The 23,391-nt window shown below is 62.5% G+C and carries 21 protein-coding genes and 1 riboswitch; of the genes, 14 read left to right on the top strand and 7 right to left on the bottom strand.

Annotated elements, in window-relative coordinates:
* Window positions 1-30: 30 nt before the first annotated feature.
* Window positions 31-864, bottom strand: a complete 834-nt coding sequence (locus HDE76_RS02165) for a DUF6216 family protein (RefSeq protein WP_184505176.1) — start codon at window positions 862-864, stop codon at window positions 31-33.
* Between the two features lie 499 nt (window positions 865-1,363).
* Window positions 1,364-2,248, bottom strand: coding sequence for a metal-dependent hydrolase (locus HDE76_RS02160; protein WP_184505174.1), 885 nt, complete (start codon window positions 2,246-2,248; stop codon window positions 1,364-1,366).
* 142 nt (window positions 2,249-2,390) lie between these two features.
* On the opposite strand from HDE76_RS02160, the gene HDE76_RS02155 reads away from it, so the two are divergent.
* The gene (locus tag HDE76_RS02155; RefSeq protein WP_184505172.1) at window positions 2,391-3,455 is read left to right on the top strand and encodes an AraC family transcriptional regulator; all 1,065 of its coding nucleotides are present in this window, start codon (window positions 2,391-2,393) and stop codon (window positions 3,453-3,455) included.
* Window positions 3,456-3,555: 100 nt separating this feature from the next.
* Here the strand turns inward: HDE76_RS02155 and smpB are convergent, their stop codons facing one another.
* Window positions 3,556-4,047 carry an SsrA-binding protein SmpB gene (smpB, locus tag HDE76_RS02150; protein ID WP_184505170.1) on the bottom strand — a complete coding sequence of 164 codons (492 nt, stop codon included), beginning with the start codon at window positions 4,045-4,047 and terminating at the stop codon, window positions 3,556-3,558.
* Window positions 4,048-4,130: 83 nt separating this feature from the next.
* Here smpB and HDE76_RS02145 point away from each other — a divergent pair, with 83 nt between their 5' ends.
* Together HDE76_RS02145 and HDE76_RS02140 are read left to right on the top strand one after the other, a co-directional pair.
* Entirely contained in the window at window positions 4,131-4,562 is a 432-nt protein-coding gene (locus HDE76_RS02145; RefSeq protein ID WP_184505168.1) for a type II toxin-antitoxin system RatA family toxin, read from the top strand.
* Window positions 4,555-4,833: an RnfH family protein gene (locus HDE76_RS02140; protein WP_184505166.1), complete on the top strand. Its 279-nt coding sequence runs from the start codon at window positions 4,555-4,557 to the stop codon at window positions 4,831-4,833. Before HDE76_RS02145 ends, HDE76_RS02140 begins: the two co-directional genes overlap by 8 nt.
* Before the next feature lie 22 nt (window positions 4,834-4,855).
* On the opposite strand, the gene bamE is transcribed toward HDE76_RS02140, so the two are convergent.
* On the bottom strand, window positions 4,856-5,356 hold the full coding sequence (bamE, locus tag HDE76_RS02135) for an outer membrane protein assembly factor BamE (protein ID WP_179476681.1): 501 nt from the start codon (window positions 5,354-5,356) through the stop codon (window positions 4,856-4,858).
* 77 nt (window positions 5,357-5,433) lie between these two features.
* On the opposite strand from bamE, the gene fur reads away from it, so the two are divergent.
* Entirely contained in the window at window positions 5,434-5,856 is a 423-nt protein-coding gene (fur, locus tag HDE76_RS02130; RefSeq protein ID WP_179476680.1) for a ferric iron uptake transcriptional regulator, read from the top strand.
* A gap of 291 nt (window positions 5,857-6,147) precedes the next feature.
* Here fur and HDE76_RS02125 read toward each other — a convergent pair whose 3' ends face one another.
* Window positions 6,148-7,746, bottom strand: a complete 1,599-nt coding sequence (locus HDE76_RS02125) for an MASE1 domain-containing protein (protein ID WP_184505701.1) — start codon at window positions 7,744-7,746, stop codon at window positions 6,148-6,150.
* 106 nt (window positions 7,747-7,852) lie between these two features.
* Between HDE76_RS02125 and HDE76_RS02120 the strand changes: the two genes are divergently transcribed.
* Complete coding sequence (locus HDE76_RS02120; protein ID WP_184505164.1) at window positions 7,853-8,488, top strand: response regulator transcription factor; 636 nt, start codon at window positions 7,853-7,855, stop codon at window positions 8,486-8,488.
* 39 nt (window positions 8,489-8,527) lie between these two features.
* Here HDE76_RS02120 and recN read toward each other — a convergent pair whose 3' ends face one another.
* Window positions 8,528-10,201, bottom strand: a complete 1,674-nt coding sequence (gene recN, locus HDE76_RS02115; protein WP_184505162.1) for a DNA repair protein RecN — start codon at window positions 10,199-10,201, stop codon at window positions 8,528-8,530.
* Window positions 10,202-10,324: 123 nt separating this feature from the next.
* On the opposite strand from recN, the gene hrcA reads away from it, so the two are divergent.
* From hrcA to HDE76_RS02085, 6 genes are all read left to right on the top strand, one after another.
* Window positions 10,325-11,386: a heat-inducible transcriptional repressor HrcA gene (gene hrcA / locus HDE76_RS02110; RefSeq protein ID WP_184505160.1), complete on the top strand. Its 1,062-nt coding sequence runs from the start codon at window positions 10,325-10,327 to the stop codon at window positions 11,384-11,386.
* A 90-nt stretch (window positions 11,387-11,476) separates the two neighbouring features.
* The gene (grpE, locus tag HDE76_RS02105; protein ID WP_184505157.1) at window positions 11,477-12,022 is read left to right on the top strand and encodes a nucleotide exchange factor GrpE; all 546 of its coding nucleotides are present in this window, start codon (window positions 11,477-11,479) and stop codon (window positions 12,020-12,022) included.
* A gap of 155 nt (window positions 12,023-12,177) precedes the next feature.
* On the top strand, window positions 12,178-14,097 hold the full coding sequence (gene dnaK / locus HDE76_RS02100; RefSeq protein WP_184505155.1) for a molecular chaperone DnaK: 1,920 nt from the start codon (window positions 12,178-12,180) through the stop codon (window positions 14,095-14,097).
* A gap of 177 nt (window positions 14,098-14,274) precedes the next feature.
* Complete coding sequence (dnaJ, locus tag HDE76_RS02095) at window positions 14,275-15,396, top strand: molecular chaperone DnaJ (protein ID WP_184505153.1); 1,122 nt, start codon at window positions 14,275-14,277, stop codon at window positions 15,394-15,396.
* Window positions 15,397-15,502: 106 nt separating this feature from the next.
* On the top strand, window positions 15,503-16,303 hold the full coding sequence (gene dapB, locus HDE76_RS02090; RefSeq protein WP_184505151.1) for a 4-hydroxy-tetrahydrodipicolinate reductase: 801 nt from the start codon (window positions 15,503-15,505) through the stop codon (window positions 16,301-16,303).
* A gap of 74 nt (window positions 16,304-16,377) precedes the next feature.
* Window positions 16,378-16,531: riboswitch (yybP-ykoY riboswitch) on the top strand.
* Window positions 16,532-16,596: 65 nt separating this feature from the next.
* The gene (locus HDE76_RS02085; protein WP_184505149.1) at window positions 16,597-17,601 is read left to right on the top strand and encodes a sodium:calcium antiporter; all 1,005 of its coding nucleotides are present in this window, start codon (window positions 16,597-16,599) and stop codon (window positions 17,599-17,601) included.
* Between the two features lie 39 nt (window positions 17,602-17,640).
* Here HDE76_RS02085 and HDE76_RS02080 read toward each other — a convergent pair whose 3' ends face one another.
* A complete protein-coding gene (locus tag HDE76_RS02080; protein ID WP_179476671.1) occupies window positions 17,641-18,336 on the bottom strand; it encodes a 2OG-Fe(II) oxygenase in 696 nt (231 codons plus the stop codon).
* Window positions 18,337-18,547: 211 nt separating this feature from the next.
* Between HDE76_RS02080 and carA the strand changes: the two genes are divergently transcribed.
* Genes carA through greA form a run of 3 tightly spaced genes read left to right on the top strand, consistent with a single transcriptional unit; the run spans window position 18,548 to window position 23,377 of the window.
* On the top strand, window positions 18,548-19,675 hold the full coding sequence (gene carA, locus HDE76_RS02075; RefSeq protein ID WP_184505148.1) for a glutamine-hydrolyzing carbamoyl-phosphate synthase small subunit: 1,128 nt from the start codon (window positions 18,548-18,550) through the stop codon (window positions 19,673-19,675).
* Between the two features lies 1 nt (window position 19,676).
* Entirely contained in the window at window positions 19,677-22,904 is a 3,228-nt protein-coding gene (carB, locus tag HDE76_RS02070; protein WP_184505146.1) for a carbamoyl-phosphate synthase large subunit, read from the top strand.
* Entirely contained in the window at window positions 22,901-23,377 is a 477-nt protein-coding gene (gene greA / locus HDE76_RS02065; protein WP_184505144.1) for a transcription elongation factor GreA, read from the top strand. The genes carB and greA overlap by 4 nt, the downstream gene beginning before the upstream one ends.
* Window positions 23,378-23,391 lie beyond the last annotated feature (14 nt).

Here is a 23,391-nt window from a genome sequence, read left to right as displayed (position 1 = left end):
TGCAAAGCCGTGGATGGCAGTAGACGGGATCTACCTTTGCGATTCCGCGCTTGTCAGCTTTTCGTGCTTGTCTGATGTACTGAGCTTGTCATGCACTTTCAGAGCAGCATTGGCTTGACCGGAGCCACGCCAACACCGGAAGGAAAACAGGCCCAAAAGCAGTAGTACCCAGCCACCAGCGACACGCTGCTCATGTACGGTCTTTTCAATATAGGCAGTTATTTTTGGGTCCGGCCATAGCTTGCAGATGCTGGCTGCATCGCCTGGTGTGAACTTGGTCTTGGCCACATCCCCAAGCTTGGGCTGAGTGCACTGATCTCTGTCAAATTCCTCTGATGACCATACAAAGATGGCCTTCGCACTGTCCTGCCCAAGCAGGAACCACCGCCCTGAAGAATTGAATATTAGTATCGCCCGATATGTAGCGAAGGTCAGAAGCACCGGAAGCATGACCACCATGAAGAAGACGGAGAGCGTGCCAAACGCTCGCTTGTCGAACTTCAGCCACCGGACCTTCTTCTCCTTGATGCAACGCAGCTCTGGATCAAAGTAGTCACCCGCCCGTCCCACGGTCTCCAAGCTGATGTTCTTGGACTTGGCCCAGCGAATCATCCCTCGGGCGTCTTTGTTGGTTTCAGCATCGACAGCCACAAAGCGGAAGAGCATCAAGCTTGACTGCTCACCCAGGTAGCTTTTGATCACGGGGTCGGTGATGCCGCCCTTGCCGTGGAACATTCTCCAAAGAAAATACTTGAGGATGTACCAAGAGCGCGTCTGGAAAACTATCCAGCCAAAGAAGACGAGGCCAGCCAGCCCGCTCAGGAAGCCAGCTAGGTGGCTGTAGGTAAAGAAGTCCTGGAACATCCATTGCCCCTATCCGTTTGAAGAACCTGCCATATATCGGCAACCCGTCGCAACTTCTGAGACGACCGGCCACAACAGGTCAGGCCATGGCCGTGTGGGACGCAGGTTCGATTCCAACTTTGGGAATCGAATGACACTCGTCGGATGCCTGCTTATCGCGAAGCCTGGATCACCTGTGTTCACCCACGGGCGGGGGAGCATGGCTAAGATGCAAGGTACGACTTGAGGCACCAAATTTGCGCCGAGTTGATACTTGTTCGGGTCTGAAGGACCCAATGGCATCAAGGGGTTGGCTCGGGTTCTCTGAAACGTCCCGCCACCTCCACCAATTTAGTGCGCGACGCTGTACAACGAAGGCCGGTAACCCAAGCGAAAGCAAAGGTTCCGGCCTTTTTTGTGCGCGTATTGTCGGCTTGGGGCTTGCTGCAATCCGAGCTGGAAATCGCGAGAGCGTCTCTGCCCTCTGGTCTCCTTCAAGCGGCCCCTAGGTGCAGTTCCTTCAACGATGTGCCGCCGCGAGCAGCGCATCGCAGGCAAGAGCCGGGCTGCCGGTGCGCTCGTAGGTATCCACCCAGCTGCGGTAGTTATGGATCACCGGTTGATCGTTGGGATGAAAGCCGGGCTTGAAGTAGGCCAGCAGTTTGGGAGTCAACGATCCGAAGACGCCTTTTCTGGGGCCATGAATCCACAGAAGATTCTTGATGTGCAGCCACAGCCGCTCCGGCCCGGAATAGCCATCGGCCTTGAGCATGCGATTGGTGATGGAATACGAGATACCCAGGATGTCTTTGGTGAACACCACCATCGCGGCAACGCGCTTCCAGTAGCCCACTTTGGCGATCTTGCGCATGACATCGAAGGCTACCGACTTGTGCTCCATTTCCTCGATGGCATGCCAGGCCAGCATGGCACGCATGCGTGGATTCATTCCTTCGGTAGTCGACACCTTGGCGAAAAACGCCTCGGCCAGCATCGCGGTGAAGTGCTCGGCTGCTGCCGTCAGCGCCAGATTGAACTGCGGCGAGTAGATGCGCATGCGCCGGGCGATCAAGGCCTTGATCTGATCCAGCAACGCCTCGACCGGCAGGCCCTGCGCTTCAAGCAACTGGTTGTAGCGCGTGTGGGCCATGCCATGCTGACCCTCCTGGCGCGTAAAATCGCGGACGGCGACTTGCAGCTCGGGGTCCGTGATCTGATCGCGAAATGCCCGTACGCAGGTGATGAAGTAGCGCTCCCCGTCGGGGAAACTGAGCTGTACGGCATCTACGTAGCGCGATTTGTAGGCATCGCCGCGATACCAATATTTGGGAATGCTCGCATCCAGGCCGAAGTCTAGATTTTCGCGGGGAACGATGGTTTCGCTGTAGCTGATAGCGGCAGGCATGAGGTATTCCTCTGCTATTTCATTGTGGCTAGGCTAGGCGGTCGCCTACGGGTAGGCTATGCCGCGTGACGCCAAAATATGTCTTTTGGCGACAGCTGCGTTAGAGTCGTCGCCCAGAGACTCATGCGAGGCGTAGCGGCCGATGACGGCGGACAATGGCGATTCCGTTGAGAAAGGCGACGGCCACGGGGGGCGTTCCATTTCCTTTCGCGACGTTTCTCTTCTCGCGCGAGTCGCAGCGCTTTGCGGCTTCGATATCGAGTCGGTGCTGTCGGACGTCGGCATCCGGGTGTCGGACATGCAGGACGACGGCGACCCGGGCGATGTGCACCTGATAACCACCATGATGGATTTCGGCGTGCGACGCTCCACCCGGGCCTACTTTCCCTTTGCCCTCGGCGAACATTACGCCTTCGAGCACACGCCGGAAGTACAGACCTTTCTGGCCACCTGCAGCTCGTTGAGGGAGGCGCTGTGGCTGCTGGATTTTCTGCCGCATTTCGTCCACCCGAGCATGACGGCGAGGTATGACATCGCCGGCGATCGCTTCACGATCTATTTCGAGCTTCATGACGCTTCAGACGCTCTTGTCAGCTCGCCGGGCCTGACCGAGACTGTGCTTGTCGTTCTGAATCGCGTGCTGAACCAGCTGTTGGGCCAGCATTCCTGTCCCGACATCACGTTCCGACATCAGCCGATGACGAACCTGGCTGCCTATGAAAAGCAGTTCGGCTCGCTTCCTCGCTTCGGCGGCAGCTTTGACGGCGCCAGCCATCCGCTGGCGTTGCTCGATCACCCGATACCCGGCAGCTCGCCAGCGCTGCACGCCAAGATGCGACTGTTGCTGGAGCAGCGGCTGAAGCAGCTGCAGGAGGTGGATGGTCTCGAAAAAGCGCTTTCCGGCTTGCTGCGGCACTCGCCCGCGATGACGGTCGGCCAAGCGTCGAAGCGACTGGGTATCGAGACGCGCACACTGCAGCGCAGGCTGAAGAAAACCGGCAACTCGTTTGCCGCCATCCAGGCGCAGGCCCGGTTTCAAGCGGCCAAAAACATGCTGGCCGATCATGATTTGGACATCGATACGATCGCGCTGAAGCTGGGTTTTGCCGATCGCACAACCTTCAGCAAGTCGTTTTCAAAGTGGTCGGGGCTTCCGCCGGCGACCTATCGTCGGGTGCGAGCGAGCCAGGGCGCTGACCGCCGGTGATAACTTGCGCGCTCGATGAGCGAAACCGTCCGGAGCCTTTGCCGGTCAGCCTGACGAGTTCGGCGTAGGCGCGGCCCAGCATCGGCTGGGAGTTTTTCGATCAGGTGCCGCGATTGTGCGAGCGCATGGTGCGCTGCTTTTCGATCTGCCAGTCGCGCTGCTTTTCGGTGTCGCGCTTGTCGTGTTCCTGCTTGCCGCGTGCCAGGCCGATTTCGACCTTGACCTTGTTGCCCTTCCAGTACATGGCGGTAGGGACCAGGGTGTAGCCCTTGCGCTCGACGGCGCCGACCAGCTGATCGATTTCCTTGCGATGGAGCAGCAGCTTGCGCGTGCGCCGGTCTTCGGCAATCACGTGGGTGGAGGCACTGATCAGCGGCGGGATCGACGCGCCGACAAGAAAGACTTCGGCATTCTTGGCGACAGCGTAGCTCTCGCCGAAGTTGATGCGGCCGGCTCGTAGCGCTTTCAGCTCCCAGCCCTGCAGGGCGATACCCGCTTCGTAGCGTTGATCGATGTGATATTCGAAACGCGAGCGTTTGTTGAGCGCGATAGTGCCGCCGCCCTTGTTGTCTTTGTCCTTTGCTTTAGCCATGTCCGTTAAACTCGGGCTTAGTTGCCCTGATGCCGGATCGACCGCATATCGGGTCGAATCCTGCGTGATATGAAGAGGCTGCCATGATCGAAATTCGCCGCAGCGCCCTGGTGAATTACTCGCCGGCGCAGATGTTCGACCTGGTCAATGACGTCGAAGCATACCCAAAGCGGTTCGCTTGGTGTGCGGGTGCCGAAGTTCTGGAGCGCGGTAATGATGTGCTGGTGGCCAGGCTCGATCTCAAGTTTGCCGGGTTTCGCCAGAGCTTCACCACGCGCAATACGGTAAATCCGCCGGCGCGCCTGCACATGAGTCTGGTCGACGGTCCGTTTCGCAGCCTGGACGGGGTATGGGAGTTCATTGCCCTCGGCGACGTGGGCTGCAAGATCAGTTTCGCGCTGGATTTCGATTACGCGGGCCGACTTGGCGGTGGCGCCATCAAACTGGGATTTCAGGGACTGGCCAACCGGATGGTCGACGATTTTTGCCGCGAGGCCGAGCGGGTTTATGGTTGAACGCGTCATCACCGTGGAAGTCGTTTATGCCGGCGCCGATCGTCAGCATCTGCGACGTGTCGACGTGGCTGAAGGCTGCACCGCGCTTGAAGCGATCGAAGCGTCCGGTATCGCCGACGCCATGCCTGCCGGAGTCATGCACCGCGACCGGCTGGGAATTTTTTCCAAGCGTGTGCCCTCTGATCACGTCGTAGAACAAGGCGACCGGATAGAAATCTACCGGCCGCTCGTGCTCGATCCGATGGAGGCGCGCCGAAAGCGCGCCCGCTGATCCGGGCGCGCGAATCTCGCCATCAGTGACCGTCGTTGCCGCCGCTGGTGGGCGAGGGCTGTGTGCCGTTGCCGGTATCCGTGCCAGAACCGAAGGTGCCATCGTCTTTCTTGTCGTCGGCTGACGTGTTCTTGTCGCCCTTGGTTTCGTTGACGGGATAGCTGGCGTGATACTTCTTGCTGTCCTTAACGAGCTGCTGCGCATCCTGCGCGAAAAAGTCGCCCTGGGTCCGTACCAGCGTGTCGTTGTTGAAGGTCAGCGTAAAGGTGCGCAGCTTGATCGGGCCGCCGCGATGCTGCTGCGTCGACACGTAGTCCCAGCGGCTGCTGTCGAAGGGCGTGCTGACCGATGGCGTGCCCATCAGTACCAGAACCTGACGCTTGGTCATGCCGGGCTTCAGCTGACCGACCATGTCCTTATCGAGCAGATTGCCTTGCTGCACGTCCGGGGTATAGACGAGGTGGCAGCCGGCCATCGAGAGCGCCAGCACGGCGAAAACCAGCAGGGTGATCAGCTTTTGCATGCGTCTTGCGTCCAGATCGTAAAGGTGTCGGATGATACACTACGGGCTCGATGGCGCCGCGTGCGATAGGGTCGGTTATGGAACAGGAAACCAGAGAACTGCGTCGGGTCGGCCTCAAGGTCACCCATCCGCGGATGCGAATTCTGCAAATTTTCGACGAGGAGGGCGTGCAGCACCTCACCGCCGAAGACGTCTACAAGAAACTGCTCGCCCACCAGGAAGACATTGGCCTCGCCACCGTTTACCGGGTGCTGACCCAGTTCGAAGCGGCCGGCATCATCGTCAAACACAACTTCGAGGGTGGTCAGGCTGTCTACGAGCTGGATCGCGGCAAGCATCACGATCACATGATCGACGTAGACAGCGGAACCGTGATCGAGTTCGTCAGCGAGGAAATCGAGCGGTTGCAGCGCGAGATTGCCGACAAGCATGGCTACGTGATCGAGGATCACAGCCTGGTGATTTACGTGCGTCCGAAGAACCGCCCCAGGAAAGGTTGAGCGAAGCCGGGGCCTTCTGCCCTTCTGCCGGGCAAATAGCGCGCATAAAAAAGCCGTGAAGAGGACTCCTGTCCACTCACGGCTGCTCCACTATCCTGACTCACGACCGGCGAGGGCATTGCGTGCCGTTTGCCGAGGCTCGTCGCCGGATAGCGGCGAAACAGCATCCTGCCGTTTTTCAGAACCACCGTCCCCACGGTGACCCTGATCCACCATCTTGCAATGGTGGCTCCCCCACATCGATGACCTGATCGTAACGAAGTCTTTACGTTCCAGGTATAAGAAAAATTCTTACTCCAGCCGAGTGAGATCGGGCAAGCTATTGTTGCTTCGCAACAAAATGCGCAAGTGCACGCCGGCGTGATCCGCACGTAGCCGAAACTGTCCGCCGAGTGAAGTCACCCGATCGCGCATGCCTTGCAGACCGCGGCCGCCGCGGGGCATGCGATTGGGCAGTCCGGTGCCGTTGTCACGCAAGTCGAGCAACGCAAGCACCATGCCCTGGCGTTCGCCGATACGCAGGCGCACCCTGAACTCGCTGGCCTGCGCATGTTTGACGGTATTGGTCGCGCTTTCCTGGGTCAGTCGATAGATCGCCGTTCGCGTGTCGTCATCCAGAAGGCGCGGATCGCCGTGGAGTTCGGTGAAATAGGCGATATTGGCCGCCTGCAATAGATCGCGGATCGGACCCTCGTCCAGCGCGCGAATCAGCCCGAACTCGTCCAGTACGGCGGGGCGCAGATCGTCAAGCAACCGATGCAGCGCGCGGCGCATGTGCCCCAGGATGGTATTGATCGAGGCGCTGATGTCCTGCATGCCGGCGTCACGCAGGCGGCTCTGTGCCAGCTTCACATGGGTCTGGATCGCGGTGATGTTCTGCCCCAGCTCGTCGTGCAGCTCGGCCGCAAGATAGCGGCGCTGGTTTTCATCGGCCTGCAGATTGCCGCGTGCGGCGCTGCGCAGCTGCTGTGCCAGCTGATCCAATCGTCGATTCACCGCGCCCAGATAAACGTTCTGCTCGGCCACCCGCGCGCTGCTGCGGCGCAGGGCGTCGGTCGCCGAACCGAGCATGATTGCGCCCGTGCCGGCCACCGCCAGAAACAGATAGGCCGCCGCGGTGGACGGCGCATGCCCGAGATGCTGTTCGACCAGATTCATGCCGAAACTCGAAATGATCATCGCCATGCTGGCTCCGCGCCAGCCGTGGCGGAAGGCGAAAAACAGCACCGGCGCCAGCGACAGCACGCGGGCGAATTGCGGCTGCGGCGCGGCCTGCTCGGACAGCACCAGCAGTATCATCATCGAGGGGAACATCACCAGCAGCCCGTCCATCGCCAGGCTGGCCAGCGAGCGATGGTCGAAGCGCGTGCGCAGCAGCAGAATCATCAGTGGCACGATCAGCAGAATGCCCAGATAGTGGCTGAGCAGTTCCTCCCCGAGGATGCTGATGATCAGCTCGGGCGAGCCCGGTTCATGGATCAGGTCGAGCAGGGCCGCGTCGACAGCGGTGGTTGCCGCGACGACGAACACGACCGAGAGCAGCAGCCGGGTCACCTCCTGTGGGCTGTTCAAACTGGCGTGCAGGTTGAGGCGCCGCAGCAGCCATAGCGCCAATGCCATCACCAGCGGCTCCGGCAGCTCGGTAATCAGGAATCCGTTCCAGCCCAGCGGCATGCCGTGTGCCATGGCGATGCCGGCGGTGACCGCAAGCTCTGCTCCCAGCAGCCAGCCCCAGTGGCGCAGTGGCGTAAGCAGCAGCGCGCCGAAGCGTAGACCGTACGGCAGCATCCAGTATGGCTGCACGGTCAGCCACAGCAGTAGCCACAGCAAGACATAGCCGATAGCCAGCAGCGGGCCGGAATCCGGCAGATGGAGTGATTTCAGGCGCATGCGCGGATGGTACATGCGACGTCCGGCGCTCGGCGGACAAGCCTGCCATCGGCGATCACGGTCACTGCATCTGCCTAAGTCGCCATGCACTGTGTAAAGTAATGCGATGCATACCATTGTCCTGGTCGATGACCACGCTATCGTTCGTGAGGGATTCAAACGGCTGATCGAGCTCGAGCCCGATCTGGACGTGGTGGCCGAGTGCCGCAATGCCGATGACGCGGTGGAGGCAGTCAGCCGGTGGCGGCCCAATCTGGTGGCGCTGGATCTGTCTCTGCCCGACGGCAGTGGGCTGCCGTTGATCGAGCATCTGCTGAGCGTTTCCAGCGAAACGCGCATCGTGGTACTCAGCATGCACGACGGCGATCCGTATGTGTCCGAAGCGCTTCGTCGCGGTGCCAGCGGTTATGTCACCAAGGGTGTAGCGCCGGAGGAACTGGTCGCCGGGCTACGCGCGGTGATGAATGGCGAAACCTTTCTAAGCTCCGATCTGCAAGAGCGCCGCGCCGGCCGTTCAAACGCCGGGCTTGATCCGATCAGCCGACTGACGGCGCGCGAGCGCGAAGTGTTTTTGCTGCTGGCCGGCGGCCTGACGCCGAAACAGGTGGCGGCGGAACTGGGCATCGGCCAGAAAACCGTTTACATCCACCGCGCCAGCCTCATGGGAAAACTGGGCGCGGGTTCGGAGCTCGACCTTTACCGCATGGCTACGGATCGCGGGCTGCTGCCGGTCAATACCTGAGGCTCGATTGGGGACCGAAATGCGACGCGGAGAAGGGCGTCAGCTGTTCTGCGCCCGCTCCAGCATCTGCTTTGCGTGCGCGCGCGTTTCGCGGGTGATCTCCACGCCGCCCAACATGCGCGCCAGTTCATCGCGTCGACCGGCGGCATCGAGCGTCTCGATGTGCGTGCGGGTCGCGTCGCCGTCGGTCTGCTTGCTCACTCTGAGATGCGCGTGGCCCTGGGCCGCGACCTGCGGTAGATGGGTGACGCACAGCACCTGCCGCTGAGAACCCAGCGCACGCAGCTTCTGGCCGACCACCTCGGCGACGGCGCCACCGATGCCGGTATCGACCTCGTCGAAGACCATGCTGCCGACCGTGTCCTTGCCCAGCGTCGCCACTTCGATGGCCAGGCTGATGCGCGCCAGTTCGCCGCCGGAGGCTACCTTGCGCAGCGGTCGCGGTGGTTGGCCGGGGTTGGCGCTGACCAGCAGTTCGCAGCGTTCCTTGCCTTGGGGATCGGGTTCATCGCCATCGATCGATTCGAGCTCGATGCGCAGGACGCCGCCGGCCATGCCGAGCTCGCTCATCAGGGCGCTTACCTCGGTGGCGAGTCTGGCGGCGGCCGCGGTGCGTGCTTTGCTGAGGTCAGCAGCAGCGACGTCGTAATCCTTCTGCAGGCGCTCGCGCTGCGCGGCCAGCTTTTCGAGCGCTTCGCCCGCGCCTTCGAGTTCGGCCAGCTCGATGCGCACGGCGCCGAGCTTCTCGTGCAGCTCGACGACGGGTAGCCGATGGCGTCGTGACAATTCGTGTAGGCGTGCCAGATGCGTGTCGACTTCCTCGAAGCGCTCAGGGTCGAGATCGACATCCTGCGCATAGCGGCTCAGACCGTCGACCGCCTCGCCCAGCTGGATCTCGGCGTTGTCGAGCAGCTCCAGCAGCGGTGCCAGCCGGTCGTCGATCGCGGTGAGCTTGCCGAGCTCGGCATGGGCGCGACCGAGTGCGCGTCGCAGGGCGAACTCGCCGTCGCCGTCGAGCAGTTCGACCACGCCCGAGGCGCCTTCGGCCAGACGCCCGGCGTTGGCCAGCCGCTTGTGGCTGGATTCCAGTTCGGCGAGCTCGGCTGGCGCAAGCGCCCATTTTTCCAGCTCGCCCAGTTCATGACTCAGCAGCTCGATGCGCCGGTCGCGATCGTCGCCGCCGCTGAGTTTGCGCACGCGGGCGCCGAGCTCGCGCCACTGCAGCGCGCTGTCGCGCACCTTGGTCAGCAGCGCATCGTGGCCGGCGTAAGCGTCCAGCAACGCCATTTGATGGGAGCGCGACAGCAGCGCCTGATGTTCGTGCTGGCCGTGGATTTCCACCAGCAGCGAGGCCAGTTCGCCTAGCTGGCGCGCATTGGCCGGGCGTCCGTTGATCCAGGCCTTCGAGCTGCCCTCGACGCGGATCACGCGGCGCAGCTGGCATTGACCGTCTTCGTCCAGCTCCTCGCGCCGCAGCCACTCGCGCGCTTCGGGCAGATCGCTCAGATCGAACTCGGCAGTCAGGTCGGCCCGATCGCTGCCAGCGCGTACCATGCCGCTGTCGGCGCGGGCGCCGGCCAGCAGCATCAGCGCATCGACCAGCAGCGATTTGCCCGCACCGGTCTCGCCGCTGACCACGGTCAGGCCTGGGCCGAAGGCGATCTCGGCGCCTTCGACTACCGCAAAATGACGAACATAAAGCGAAGTAAGCATGGGGGAGACAATGATGAGGTCGGTGGATTGTAGCGGCACGCTGCCGGTACGAAATAAGCCTTGTACTTGCAAGCGACGCGCGCAGACCTTATTTCTGTGCAGTCTCAAGGACTGCTACAGCCCATGATCAATTCGCACGGCCCCGATCTCGACGCCCGCACGCGACGCCTGTTGCGTACGCTGATCGCCCAGTATCTGGTCAACGGCGAGCCGGTAGGTTCGCGCACGCTGTCTCGCTCGTCGGGGCTGGACGTGAGCCCGGCGACCATTCGCAACATCATGGCCGACCTCGAAGACGCCGGGTTGGTGTCCTCGCCGCATACCTCGGCCGGGCGCGTACCCACGCCGCGCGGGCTGCGTCTGTTTGTCGACAGCCTGATCGAACTGCAGCCGCTGCCGCAGGAAGAGATGGCACGCCTGCAGCGAGAGCTGCCGCCGGGGCCGACCAACACGCTCGACCTGCTCGGCAACGCATCGACACTGCTGTCGGCGATGACGCACTTTGCCGGCGTGGTCACCGTGCCACGACAGGCCGACTTTCCGCTGCGCCATATCGATTTCGTGCCGTTGCCGGACGCGCGCGTGCTGGTGATTCTGGTGTTTTCCGACAACCAGGTGCAGAACCGCATCGTGCAGCTGGCCAAGCCGCTGGACAGCCGCGAGCTGGAAGAGGCGGCGAATTATCTCAACGCGCAGTTCGTCGGTTTCCGGGTGGATGACATCCGCGCGCACCTGCTGGCCGAGCTGCGCGAGGCCGGCAGCGAGCTCAATCGCCTGTTGTCCAGCACGATGGAACTGGCCACTGCGTCGTTTGCGCCGCAGGCCGGCGGCAGCGACGTGCTGGTCAGTGGCCAAACCAATCTGATGGCGTACTCGGAGTTGTCGGATCTGCAGCGACTGCGCGAACTGTTCGAGGCATTCCAGCAGAAAAACGAATTGCTGCAGCTGATGGAAGTGTGCGCCCGCGCGCCGGGCGTACGGCTTTTTATCGGCGAGGAATCGGGTTTCACCGCGCTGGACGGTTGCAGCGTGGTCACCGCCAGCTACGGCGCGCAGGGGCGCGTATTGGGTGCAGTGGGGGTCATTGGCCCAACGCGCATGGCCTACGATCGGGTCATTCCGGTCGTGCAGGCGACTGCCACATTGCTCAGTGACGCCTTGAATCGCGCCACGACGGCCTTATAACCGCAGCGGGAGATACGGGTTTCCCGCCAATTGTCGAAGGTCGGCCATCCGCAGCGGTGCCGGCCATGGAAAAGTCTGGGAGTGTTTTCAATGCATAACAATGATCCGCACGCGTCCAACGACGCGCAGGATGGCCATGATGATCTTGCGGCCGAGTCGGCACCGGAAAATGCCGAGCTGGAGGCATTGCAAAGCCAGCTGAAAACGTTGGAAGCCAGCCACGCCGAGCTGCGCGAAACCGTATTGCGCGAGCGGGCCGAGCTGGAAAACCAGCGTCGCCGCATGCAGCGCGATCTGGAGCAGGCGCGCCGCTTCGCCAATGAAAAGCTACTCAACGAGCTGCTGCCGGTGTATGACGGTCTCGAGGGCGGCTTGGCGGTGGAAGGCGGCGATCTGGCCTCGATGCGCGAAGGCATCAGCCTGACCTTGAAGGCGCTGCTGAAAGTCGGCGAGAACAACGGCATGGTCCAGATCGATCCGCTCGGTCAGCCGCTCGATCCCGAGCGCCACCACGCGGTGAGCATGGTCGAGGCGCCGGACAAGGCACCGGGCACGGTCGTGACCGTGCTGCAGAAGGGTTACGTATTGAACGACCGCTTGCTGCGTCCGGCGCTGGTCGCCGTGGCGAAGGATTAGGACTTTTCCGGCTGGCGCCTGGCTGAATGAGGCGCCGGCAAATGGATCGAAATCGCATTGAGGGCGTTGCTGGCATTGAATCGCCGGGCCACACCCCCACCTGATAACCAGTCGCGGCCGCGGGGGCCGCTAGTAAAAATATCGGAGTAGTAGACATGGGCAAGATCATTGGTATCGACTTGGGCACCACCAACTCGTGCGTCTCCGTCATGGAAGGCGGCACGGCCAAGGTCATCGAAAATTCGGAAGGCGATCGCACCACGCCCTCCATCGTCGCCTTCAACAAGGACGGCGAAGTGCTGGTGGGCGCCTCGGCCAAGCGCCAGAGCGTCACCAACCCCAAGAACACTTTCTACGCGGTGAAGCGCCTGATCGGCCGCAAGTTCGCCGACGCGGAAGTCCAGAAAGATCTGAACATCGTGCCTTATGCCATCGTCGCGCACGACAACGGCGACGCGTGGGTACAGACCTCTGACGGCAAGAAGATGGCGCCGCAGGAGATCGCGGCGAAAGTGCTGATGAAGATGAAGAAGACCGCCGAGGATTATCTGGGCGAGTCCGTCACCGAAGCCGTGATCACCGTGCCGGCCTACTTCAACGACAGCCAGCGCCAGGCGACCAAGGACGCCGGCAAGATCGCCGGCCTCGACGTCAAACGCATCATCAACGAGCCGACCGCGGCCGCGCTGGCCTATGGCATGGACAAGAAGGGCGGTGACCGCAAGATTGTGGTTTACGATCTCGGCGGCGGCACGTTCGACGTGTCGATCATCGAGATCGCCGAAGTCGACGGGGAGAAGCAGTTCGAAGTGCTGGCCACCAACGGCGACACCTTCCTCGGCGGCGAAGATTTCGATATGCGCGTCATCGATTACCTCGTCGACGAGTTCAACAAGGAGCAGGGCATCGACCTGCGCAAGGATCCGCTCGCCCTGCAGCGTCTGAAGGATGCCGCCGAGCGCGCCAAGATCGAGCTGTCGTCCAACCATCAGACCGACGTCAATCTGCCGTACGTCACGGCCGATGCATCCGGTCCGAAGCATCTCAACATCAAGCTGACCCGCGCCAAGCTGGAGTCGTTGGTCGAAGAACTGATCAAGCGCACCATCGATCCGTGCCGCACCGCTCTGAATGACGCCGGTCTGCGCGTGTCCGACATCAACGAGGTCATTCTCGTGGGTGGTCAGACCCGCATGCCGAAAGTGCAGGAGTCGGTGAAGGAGTTCTTCGGCAAGGACCCGCGCAAGGACGTCAACCCGGACGAGGCCGTCGCTGTCGGCGCTGCCATCCAGGGCGGCGTGCTGGGCGGTACGGTCAAAGATGTGCTGCTGCTGGACGTGACCCCGCTGTCGCTCGGCATCGAGACGATGGGCGGCGTGATGACCAAGCTGATCGAGAAGAACACCACGGTGCCGACCAAGGCCGCGCAGACGTTCTCCACAGCCGACGACAACCAGACCGCCGTGACCGTGCACGTACTGCAGGGCGAGCGTGAGCGCGCCAGCGCCAACAAGTCGCTGGGCAAGTTCGACCTGTCCGGTATTGAAGCAGCGCCACGCGGCATGCCGCAGATCGAGGTCACCTTCGATATCGACGCCAACGGCATCCTGCACGTGTCGGCCAAGGACAAGAAGACCGGCAAAGAACAGAAGATCGAAATCAAGGCCGGCTCGGGTCTGTCCGAGGACGAGATCCAGCGCATGGTGGCCGACGCCGAGGCGAACAAGGAAGAAGACAAGCGCTTCCACGAGCTGGTCGCCACCCGCAACAAGGCCGACCAGCTGGTGCACTCGACTCGCAGTGCGCTGAAGGAGCACGGCGGCAAGATTCCGGCCGACCAGCTCAGCACGATCGAAGGCGCATTGTCCGATCTGGAAAAGGTCAAGGATGGCGAGGACAAGGCTGCGATCGACGCCAAGGTCGAGAAGCTGGAGCAGGCGGCGCAGGCGCTGCAGGCCGCAGCTCAGGCCGGCGGTAACGCCGATGCCGGTTCACAGTCGGCGCCGGGCGGCTCGGCTCAGCCGGACGACGTGGTCGATGCCGAGTTCACCGAAGTGAAAGACGAGAAGAAATAAGAAATAATCGGCAGCCGTCCATCACCAAAAGATGCGGCAGGGTCGTCAACACCAGCCCGTGCCGGGATCATCCCGTCGCGGGCTTCGTGTTGAGGGGCAAGGCGTTGATGACACGAGGATCTGGAGCAGTATCGCTCGATCTTTAACCGGCAAGCGGCAAGCAGTGTGGATGCATGAATGAGCAAGCGTGATTACTACGAAGTGCTGAGCGTCGAGCGCAGCGTCACTGAAGTCGAGCTGAAGAAGTCCTTCCGCCGGCTGGCGATGAAATATCATCCGGACCGCAATCCAGATGACCCGGGCGCGCAGGAAAAATTCAAGGAGGCCAAGGAGGCCTACGAAGTGCTGTGCGACCCACAGAAACGCGCGATCTACGACCAGTACGGCCACGCCGGACTCGAGCAAGGTGCCGGCGGGCGCGGCGGGGCCGGCTTCGGCGACGTGGGCGATATCTTCGGTGACATTTTTGGCGACATTTTCGGTCGCAACAGCGGTGGTCGTCAGCGTCGCGGTGCGGATCTTCGCTACATCATCGAGCTCGACCTGGAGGAAGCCGTTTTCGGCGTCAGCCGGCAAATCGAAGTGCCGACACAGGTCAACTGCCACCACTGCAACGGCAGCGGCTCGGAAGACGGCAAAGTGGTGCAATGCAAAACCTGCCGCGGTCATGGCCAGGTGCGCATGCAGAACGGCATTTTTTCGGTACAACAGGCTTGCCCGCACTGCGGCGGAACTGGCAAGGCCATCGAGAAGCCGTGCAAGAAATGCCATGGCGAAGGTCGTATCGAAGAGTCGCGCACGCTTTCCGTGCAGATTCCGGCGGGCGTGGACAACGGCGACCGCATCCGTTTGAGCGGGCAAGGTGAAGCGGGCCCGGGCGGCACGCCGGCGGGTGACCTTTACGTAGAGGTGCGGGTGCGCGAGCACGCGATCTTCCAGCGCGAAGGCAACGATTTGTACTGCGAGCTGCCGATCCGATTCACGCAGGCGGCCTTGGGCGTGGAGCTGCCGGTGCCGACGCTGGAAGGCGAGGTGCCGATCAGCATTCCGGCCGAGACGCAGACCGGTACGCAGTTCCGCCTGCGCGGGCGCGGCGTCAAGTCGGTGCGCAGCACGCGACATGGCGACCTCATCTGTCGTGTGGTGGTTGAAACGCCGGTGCGTTTGACCAAGGCGCAGCGTGAGCTGTTCGAGGCGCTTGAGGCCACCTTCGAAGAAAGCGACGGCGATCGGCATACGCCGCGCGCCAAGGGCTGGATCGACGGCGTCAAAGAATTCTGGTCGCGGGTCACCGCTTAACCGCTGCTCTCCATCGAGGCGTTGCGAACGGCGGCCTGGTGATTGCTGCCGGCTGTGCCGCTCGCGCTACGATGGATCGTTCAACGCACAAATAGGGAGCGCGCCGGTGACTCAATCTCTCCGCCTCGGCATCAGTGGTGCGTCCGGTCGCATGGGCGCCGCCTTGCGTGACCTGCTCAATGGCGACGAGCGGTTCGAGCTGGTCCATGCGGTGGTGTCATCCGCATCGGCCCACGCGGGCCAGCCGGTTTTCCCTGATGGAACGCATCCCCTGCGTTACGCGCGGGATTGGTCGAATGCTCCGGCTCTCGATGTGGTGATCGATTTCAGCGGTCCGCACGGTTTGAGCGCGACGCTCGACTATTGCCTCGCCAACGGCACGCCGCTGGTCACCGGCACCACCGGTATGGACTCGATGCTGGAAGCCCGTCTGCAGAAAGCCACGGAAACCATCGCCCTGCTGCGCGCGGCCAATTTCAGCCTCGGCGTGGCTGTACTGACGCATCTGCTGCGTGACGCGGCGGCGAGTCTGCCCGAGTGGGATATCGAGATTGTGGAGGCGCATCACAGCCGCAAGCAGGATGCGCCTTCCGGTACGGCACTCGCGCTGGGACATGCCGCCGCCGCGGCACGAGAGACGACGCTGGATGCGGCAGCCGTCTATACACGCGAAGGTCGGACAGGCGAACGGGTTGAAGGCTCGATCGGCTTTGCCGTGGTGCGCGGCGGTGACATCGTCGGCGAGCACACGGCGATGGTGATCGGGCAGGGCGAGCGGCTGGAGCTGTCGCATCGGGCCACGGATCGTTCGATTTTTGCGCGGGGCGCGTTGCAGGCGGCGCTGTGGTTGCGCGGTCGTGCCACTGGTCTGTGGAGGCTCGAGGACGTCATCACCACGCCGCGTTGAGTACGGTCGCTGGCTGTTTTCACGTATTGGCCGGCGAGCAATTCCTTGCGATTTGCGCCCGCTGTCGTTAGCATCACGGCCTTGTCATTGGGGAGTAGCCAGCCTCGTACCCAGAGGCGTTCGCATCAACACAATTGGGGCCGGACTTTCCGGAACCATGGTGCGATCAGCAAGCCGTCGCTTCGCGCGACGGCTGTGCCCGGCGAGACCTTTGGCCATCGACATGCTCACCCGGCCGGGCGAGCGGTGTCGATGCGCCATCGGTTTCCGCTCGCCCGGCCCTCGTGCATTTCATGCCGCTTACTTTCGCGTTATTCATTGGCTCGGCGGTCGCGATTTATCTCGCCTGCGAGTATTTCGTCAACGGCGTCGAGTGGTTCGGGCGCAAACTCAAGCTGAGTTCCACGGCTACCGGCACGGTGCTGGCCGCGTTCGGTACGGCCTTGCCCGAGAGTGCGGTCACCTTTGTCGCGGTGATTTTCGGCAAGACGCCCGAGGCACGAGATATTGGCGTGGGCGCTGCGCTCGGCGGTCCGCTGGTACTGGCCACGATCGCCTACGCTGTCGTCGGTGGCGCGCTGTGGCTGCACCTGCGCCGGCTCAAGCGGTCCGACCGGCTGATTCGCGTCGACAGCAAGCGACTGGCGCGCGATCAATCCTGGTTCCTCGCGATCTTCGTGGTGAAGTTCGGGTTGGGCCTGGTTGCCTTTGCCATCAAGCCCTGGCTTGGCCTTCTGTTTCTCGCCGCCTACGGCACGTACGTCTGGCGCGAGATGCGCAGCGGCGACCACACGCCGGAGGACGAGGAACTCGAGCCGCTGAAGTTTCGTCCGACCCAGCTTGATCCGGCCATGCGCTGGGTGGTCGCACAAACCTTTATCGCCCTGGCAGTGATCGCCGCCGCGTCGCGACTGTTTGTCGGCCAGCTCGAAGCCATCGGTGCGCTGTTTTCGCTGCCGGCGCATCTGGTGGCCCTGGTGCTGAGCCCGGTCGCCACGGAATTGCCCGAAACCGTGAACGCACTGATCTGGGTGCGCCAGGGCAAAGAGCGGCTGGCGCTGGCCAATATTTCCGGCTCGATGATGATCCAGGCCACCATTCCCAGTTCGCTGGCTCTGTTCGCCACGCCGTGGCTGTTCGACACCCCGCTTGTGGCAGCCGGCGTGCTCACCATGATAGCGATAGGTTATCTGTGGTGGCTGTTCCAGCGAGGCCGGGTCGACGCGCGCTGGCTGCTGCCGGTGGGCGCGTTGTACGGCGTGTTCGCTGCGTTCGTGGGCTGGTATTTCAATCGATGACCAGCATCGCAAATACCGGGGAGACTTGCGCGAGCTTGCCTAGTCCGGGTGAGAAGCGTTGCGATCGCGGCCGGCGCCGAGCTTGGTATCCAGGCTGCCGAAAAGTTTCTTGAACACGCGCGAGAATTTGCCGCGCTTGGTCTTGCGCAGTTTCTCTTCTTCGCTGGTCAGCCACGCCACCTGGATGACGCGCCGCTCACCCTCGAACGGCAGGTGGCCGTGAAAAGAGTTGTCGCAACGCTTGAATACCGCAAATTCGCCATACAGCGGCGTTAGCTCCGGCACCACGATACTGTCGATGTCGTCGATCTTGTGCAGAAAGCGCAGGCAGCCGTCGCTGGTATCCGGCCACTGCGTGTTGAGGTAGATCAGCGCGGTGGCGACCTTGGACTTGCTGTCGGTGTGGATGGTGCCATGGCGCTTGTTGAGCAGCCGGCACAGCGTGACCAGGGTCGGGTACTGGCCGAGATCGTCGATGCCCAGCCGCTCGCCGACCGCCCGGGCGAACGCCGGAGAGGTCATGTTGTCGATCAGCGCATTGACGCTGGGGCCGCAGTCGCTGGGGTCGTAAGGGAAAAATCCCGCGCTGGGATAGCGCGGGAAGTCCTTGTCCAGCTCGTTGCGGGCCTCGTCCGGCAGCTGACCGTGCGCAACCATGAAGGGAAACGGGTGCTGCGTAACCGTAGTATCCGGACGATCGAGTCGTGCGGGATCGAGCAGAACGGCGGCGCTCATGACGGCTGGCTCCCTGAAAATATCGGTTAGTTTAGCGCCCGCCGGTCCGGAAATAACGTGAGTTCCCCGTGCGGTTCATGCTTTGTAAGGTGGACAGAAAGGACGCTGCGTCTTATCATTTCAACCCGCCCAGATACTTTCCCTCCCGAGCTCCACAAGCCAGCCATGGCGCGGCTTGCGGGTCTTGCTGCATCAAAAAGGCGGACACCTCATGCATATTTCCGCTCTGCTCGCCCTCGAAGACGGCAGCGTGTTTCACGGCTACGCCGTGGGCGCCACTGGCGACACTGTCGGCGAAGTGGTTTTCAACACGGCGATGACCGGCTATCAGGAGATCCTCACCGATCCCTCCTACGCGCGCCAGATCGTCACGCTGACCTATCCCCATATCGGCAATACCGGCGTCAATGCCGAGGATGTCGAGTCCAACGCGGTGCACGCGGCAGGCCTGATCGTTCGCGACGTGCCTCGCCGTGCCAGCAACTGGCGCAGCAGCGAAAGCTTGCCCGATTACCTCAAGCGCAATGGCACCGTGGCGATCGCCGGTATCGACACGCGTCGGCTCACGCGCATCCTGCGCGACAAGGGCGCACTGTCCGGCTGCATCATGGCCGGCGAGCATGTCGACGCGGAAGCGGCCTTGGCCAAGGCGCGCGCGTTTCCCGGGCTGAACGGCATGGACCTGGCCAAGGCGGTCAGCGTCACCAAGCCGTACGTCTGGAACGAGGGCGTTTACGACCTCGACAACACCCGCTTCAACCAGCCGGCCAAGCGCTTCAAGGTCGTCGCTTACGACTTCGGCACCAAGCTCAACATCCTGCGTCTGCTGGCCGAGCAGGGCTGCGAGGTTACCGTGGTGCCGGCGCAAACCTCTGCTGCCGACGTATTGGCGATGAAGCCCGACGGCGTGTTTTTGTCCAACGGCCCGGGCGACCCGGCGGCGTGCGATTACGCCATTGCGGCAACGCGCGAATTCCTGGAGGCGAAGATTCCGCTCTTCGGTATCTGCCTCGGACACCAGATCATGGGCCTGGCGGTCGGTGCTTCCACGCTGAAGATGAAGTTCGGTCATCACGGGGCCAACCATCCGGTGAAAGACCACGACGACGGTCGCGTGCTGATCACCTCGCAGAACCACGGCTTCGCGGTCGATCCGGCCACGCTGCCAGCCAACGTGCGCGTCACCCATACCTCGCTGTTCGACGGCTCGCTGCAGGGTTTCGCGCTGACCGATCGCCCCGCGTTCTGCTTCCAGGGTCACCCGGAGGCCAGCCCCGGGCCGCTCGATATCGGCTACCTGTTCGATCGTTTTGCGGCACTTATGCAGGAGGCCCGCTGAGATGGCCAAGCGTACCGACATAAAAAGCATCCTCATCATCGGCGCCGGTCCGATCGTCATCGGCCAGGCCTGCGAGTTCGATTACTCCGGTGCCCAGGCCTGCAAGGCGCTGAAGGAAGAAGGCTACCGGGTGATCCTGGTGAACTCCAATCCCGCCACCATCATGACCGACCCGGAAACCGCCGACGCGGTCTACATCGAGCCGATCAACTGGCAGACGGTCGAGCGCATCATCGCCAAAGAACGACCGGACGCGGTGCTGCCGACGATGGGTGGCCAGACCGGCCTCAACTGCGCGCTGGATCTGGCCGATCATGGCGTGTTGGAAAAATACAACGTCGAGCTTATCGGCGCCTCGCGCGAAGCGATCCGCATGGCCGAAGACCGCGAGCTGTTCCGCGTCGCGATGGCGGAAATCGGGTTGGATTGCCCCAAAGCCGAGGTCGTGCGCACCTTCGAACAGGCGCTGCTGACACAGGCCAAGGTCGGCTATCCGACCATCATCCGGCCCAGCTTCACGCTCGGCGGCTCGGGGGGCGGTATTGCCTACAACCGCGAAGAGTTCGAGGAAATCGTCAAGCGCGGCCTGGATCTCTCGCCGGTGGGTGAAGTGCTGGTCGAGGAGTCGGTGCTGGGCTGGAAGGAGTTCGAGATGGAAGTTGTCCGCGATACCGCGGACAACTGCATCATCGTGTGCTCGATCGAGAACCTCGATCCGATGGGCGTGCACACCGGCGACTCGATCACCGTGGCGCCAGCGCAGACGCTGACCGATAAGGAGTACCAGCGCCTGCGCGACGCCTCGATCGCCGTGCTGCGCAAGATCGGCGTAGATACCGGCGGCTCCAACGTGCAGTTCGGTATCAATGCCGAGAATGGCCGCGTGGTGGTCATCGAAATGAACCCGCGCGTCTCGCGCTCCTCGGCGCTGGCGTCGAAGGCGACCGGTTTTCCGATCGCCAAGATCGCGGCCAAGCTCGCCGTGGGCTACACGCTGGACGAGCTGAAGAACGACATCACCGGTGGCCTTACGCCGGCGTCGTTCGAGCCCTCGATCGATTACGTGGTAACCAAAATTCCGCGCTTTGCGTTCGAGAAATTCCCCTCCGCCGATGCGCGTCTGACGACGCAGATGAAGTCGGTCGGCGAGGTGATGGCGATCGGCCGCACGTTCCACGAGTCGCTGCAGAAGGCGCTGCGCGGTCTGGAGATCGGCAAGACCGGTCTCAATCCGACCGGTCTGGATATCAGCACCGACGACGGTCTCGCCGTGCTCAAACGCGAGCTGCGTGAGCCGCGGCCGGACCGTGTCTTCCATCTGGCCGATGCGTTCCGTGCCGGCCTGTCGCTGGAAGAAGTGCACAACCTCAGTCGCGTCGATCCATGGTTCCTCGCCGCGTTCGAGGACATCGTGCTGACCGAGACGGAGATTGCCGAGCAGGGGCTCACCGCGATCGACGAGCCGCGCATGCGCGAGCTGAAGCGTCTCGGCTTCTCCGATGCGCGCGTGGCAGAACTGCTCCATACCGACGAAGCGGCGGTGCGCCATCTGCGCCATACGCTGGGCGTGCGGCCGGTCTACAAGCGCGTGGATTCCTGCGCGGCCGAGTTCGCCACCAGCACGGCCTACATGTATTCGACCTACGAGGAAGAGTGCGAGGCCGCGCCGACCAGCCGCGACAAGATCATCGTGCTCGGCGGCGGCCCGAACCGGATCGGTCAGGGCATCGAGTTCGACTATTGCTGCGTACATGCGTCGCTGGCCCTGCGCGAGGACGGCTACGAGACCATCATGGTCAACTGCAATCCGGAAACCGTCTCGACCGACTACGACACCTCCGATCGCCTGTACTTCGAGCCGCTCACGCTGGAAGACGTGCTGGAAATCGTGCACATCGAAAAGCCCAAGGGCGTGATCGTGCAGTACGGTGGCCAGACGCCGCTGAAGCTGGCGCGTGCGCTGGAAGCGGCCGGCGTGCCGATCATCGGCACCAGCCCGGACAGTATCGATCTGGCCGAGGATCGCGAGCGCTTCCAGCACATGATCGAAAAGATCGGCCTGAAGCAGCCGCCGAACCGCACGGCGCGCAACGCCGACGAGGCGCTCGCCTTGGCGCGCGAAATCGGCTATCCGCTGGTGGTGCGTCCGAGCTATGTGCTGGGTGGCCGCGCGATGGAAGTGGTGCATGACGATGCCGACCTCTCGCGCTACATCCGTGACGCGGTACAGGTGTCGAACGATTCGCCGGTGCTGCTCGATCGCTTCCTCGACCACGCGGTCGAGGTGGATGTGGACGTGATCGCCGATGCCGAAGGCAACGTGCTGATCGGCGGCATCATGGAGCACATCGAGGAGGCGGGCGTGCATTCGGGCGATTCGTCCTGCTCGCTGCCGCCGTATTCGCTGAGCGCGGAGATTCAGGATGAGATGCGGCGTCAGGTGACCATGATGGCGCGGGAACTCAAGGTCATCGGCCTGATGAATACGCAGTTCGCCATTCAGGGCGAGACGGTATTCATTCTGGAGGTGAACCCGCGCGCGTCGCGCACCGTGCCGTTCGTCTCCAAGGCGATCGGCGTGCCGCTGGCCAAGATTGCCGCGCGGGTGATGGCGGGGCGCACGCTGGCCAGCCTGGGTGCCACGAAAGAGGTCATCCCCGAGTACTACTCGGTAAAAGAGGCGATCTTCCCATTCCTGAAATTCCAGAACGTCGATCCGATCCTCGGTCCTGAGATGCGTTCAACCGGCGAAGTCATGGGCGTGGGTCGCAGCTTTGGTGCGGCGTTCGCGCGCGGTCACGAAGCAGCCGGCATCAAGCCGCCGAAGGTAGGCAAAGTCTTCCTGTCCGTCCGCGACAGCGACAAGGAGCGCCTGCTGCACGTAGCCAAGGAGGTCGTGGCGCGTGGTTTCAACCTGGTGGCGACGTCGGGCACGGCGAGCTATCTGGCCGAACACGGCGTGATCTGTGAGCGCATCAACAAGGTGCTCGAAGGCCGGCCGCATATCGTCGACTTGATCAAGAACGGCGAGATCGTCTATATCGTCAACACAACCGAGGGCAAACAGGCAATCGCCGATTCGTTCTCGATTCGGCGCGAGGCCTTGCAGCATCGCGTGACGTATTCCACCACCGTGGCAGGCGCGCGCGCGCTGGTCCATTCGCTGGATTTCCGCAGCGATGGCGACGTGCACAGCCTGCAGGAACTGCACAAGGAGCTCAGCGCATGAGCCGTCCACCGATTACCAAAGCGGGCGCCGAGCGCCTGCGCGCCGAGCTGGAGAAACTGAAGTTCGTCGATCGGCCGCGGATCATCGCGGCCATCGCCGAGGCACGCGCGCACGGTGACTTGAAGGAAAATGCCGAGTATCACGCGGCGCGCGAGCAGCAGAGCTTTGCCGAAGGGCGCATCGCCCAACTGGAATCCCTGCTGTCGAATGCCGAAGTGATCGACGTGACCCAGCTCAATCCGGGCAGTCGCGTGGTGTTCGGTGCCATCGTCGATCTGGAAGACGAAGACACGGGTACGGCAGTGACGTATCAGATCGTTGGCGATCTGGAGGCGGACATCAAGCTGCACATGATTGCGGTATCGTCACCGATCGCGCGCGCGCTGATCGGCAAGAACGAGGGCGACAGCTTTGAATTCACTGCGCCCAATGGCGTCAAACACTACGAAATCACCGGCGTTCGCTACAGCTGATACTTACATGGCGA

The sequence above is a fragment of the Rhodanobacter sp. ANJX3 genome, assembly GCF_014200755.1.
GTDB lineage: Bacteria > Pseudomonadota > Gammaproteobacteria > Xanthomonadales > Rhodanobacteraceae > Rhodanobacter.
Note: the sequence above shows the minus strand (reverse complement) of the source record. Positions and strands in the feature narration are given on the sequence as shown.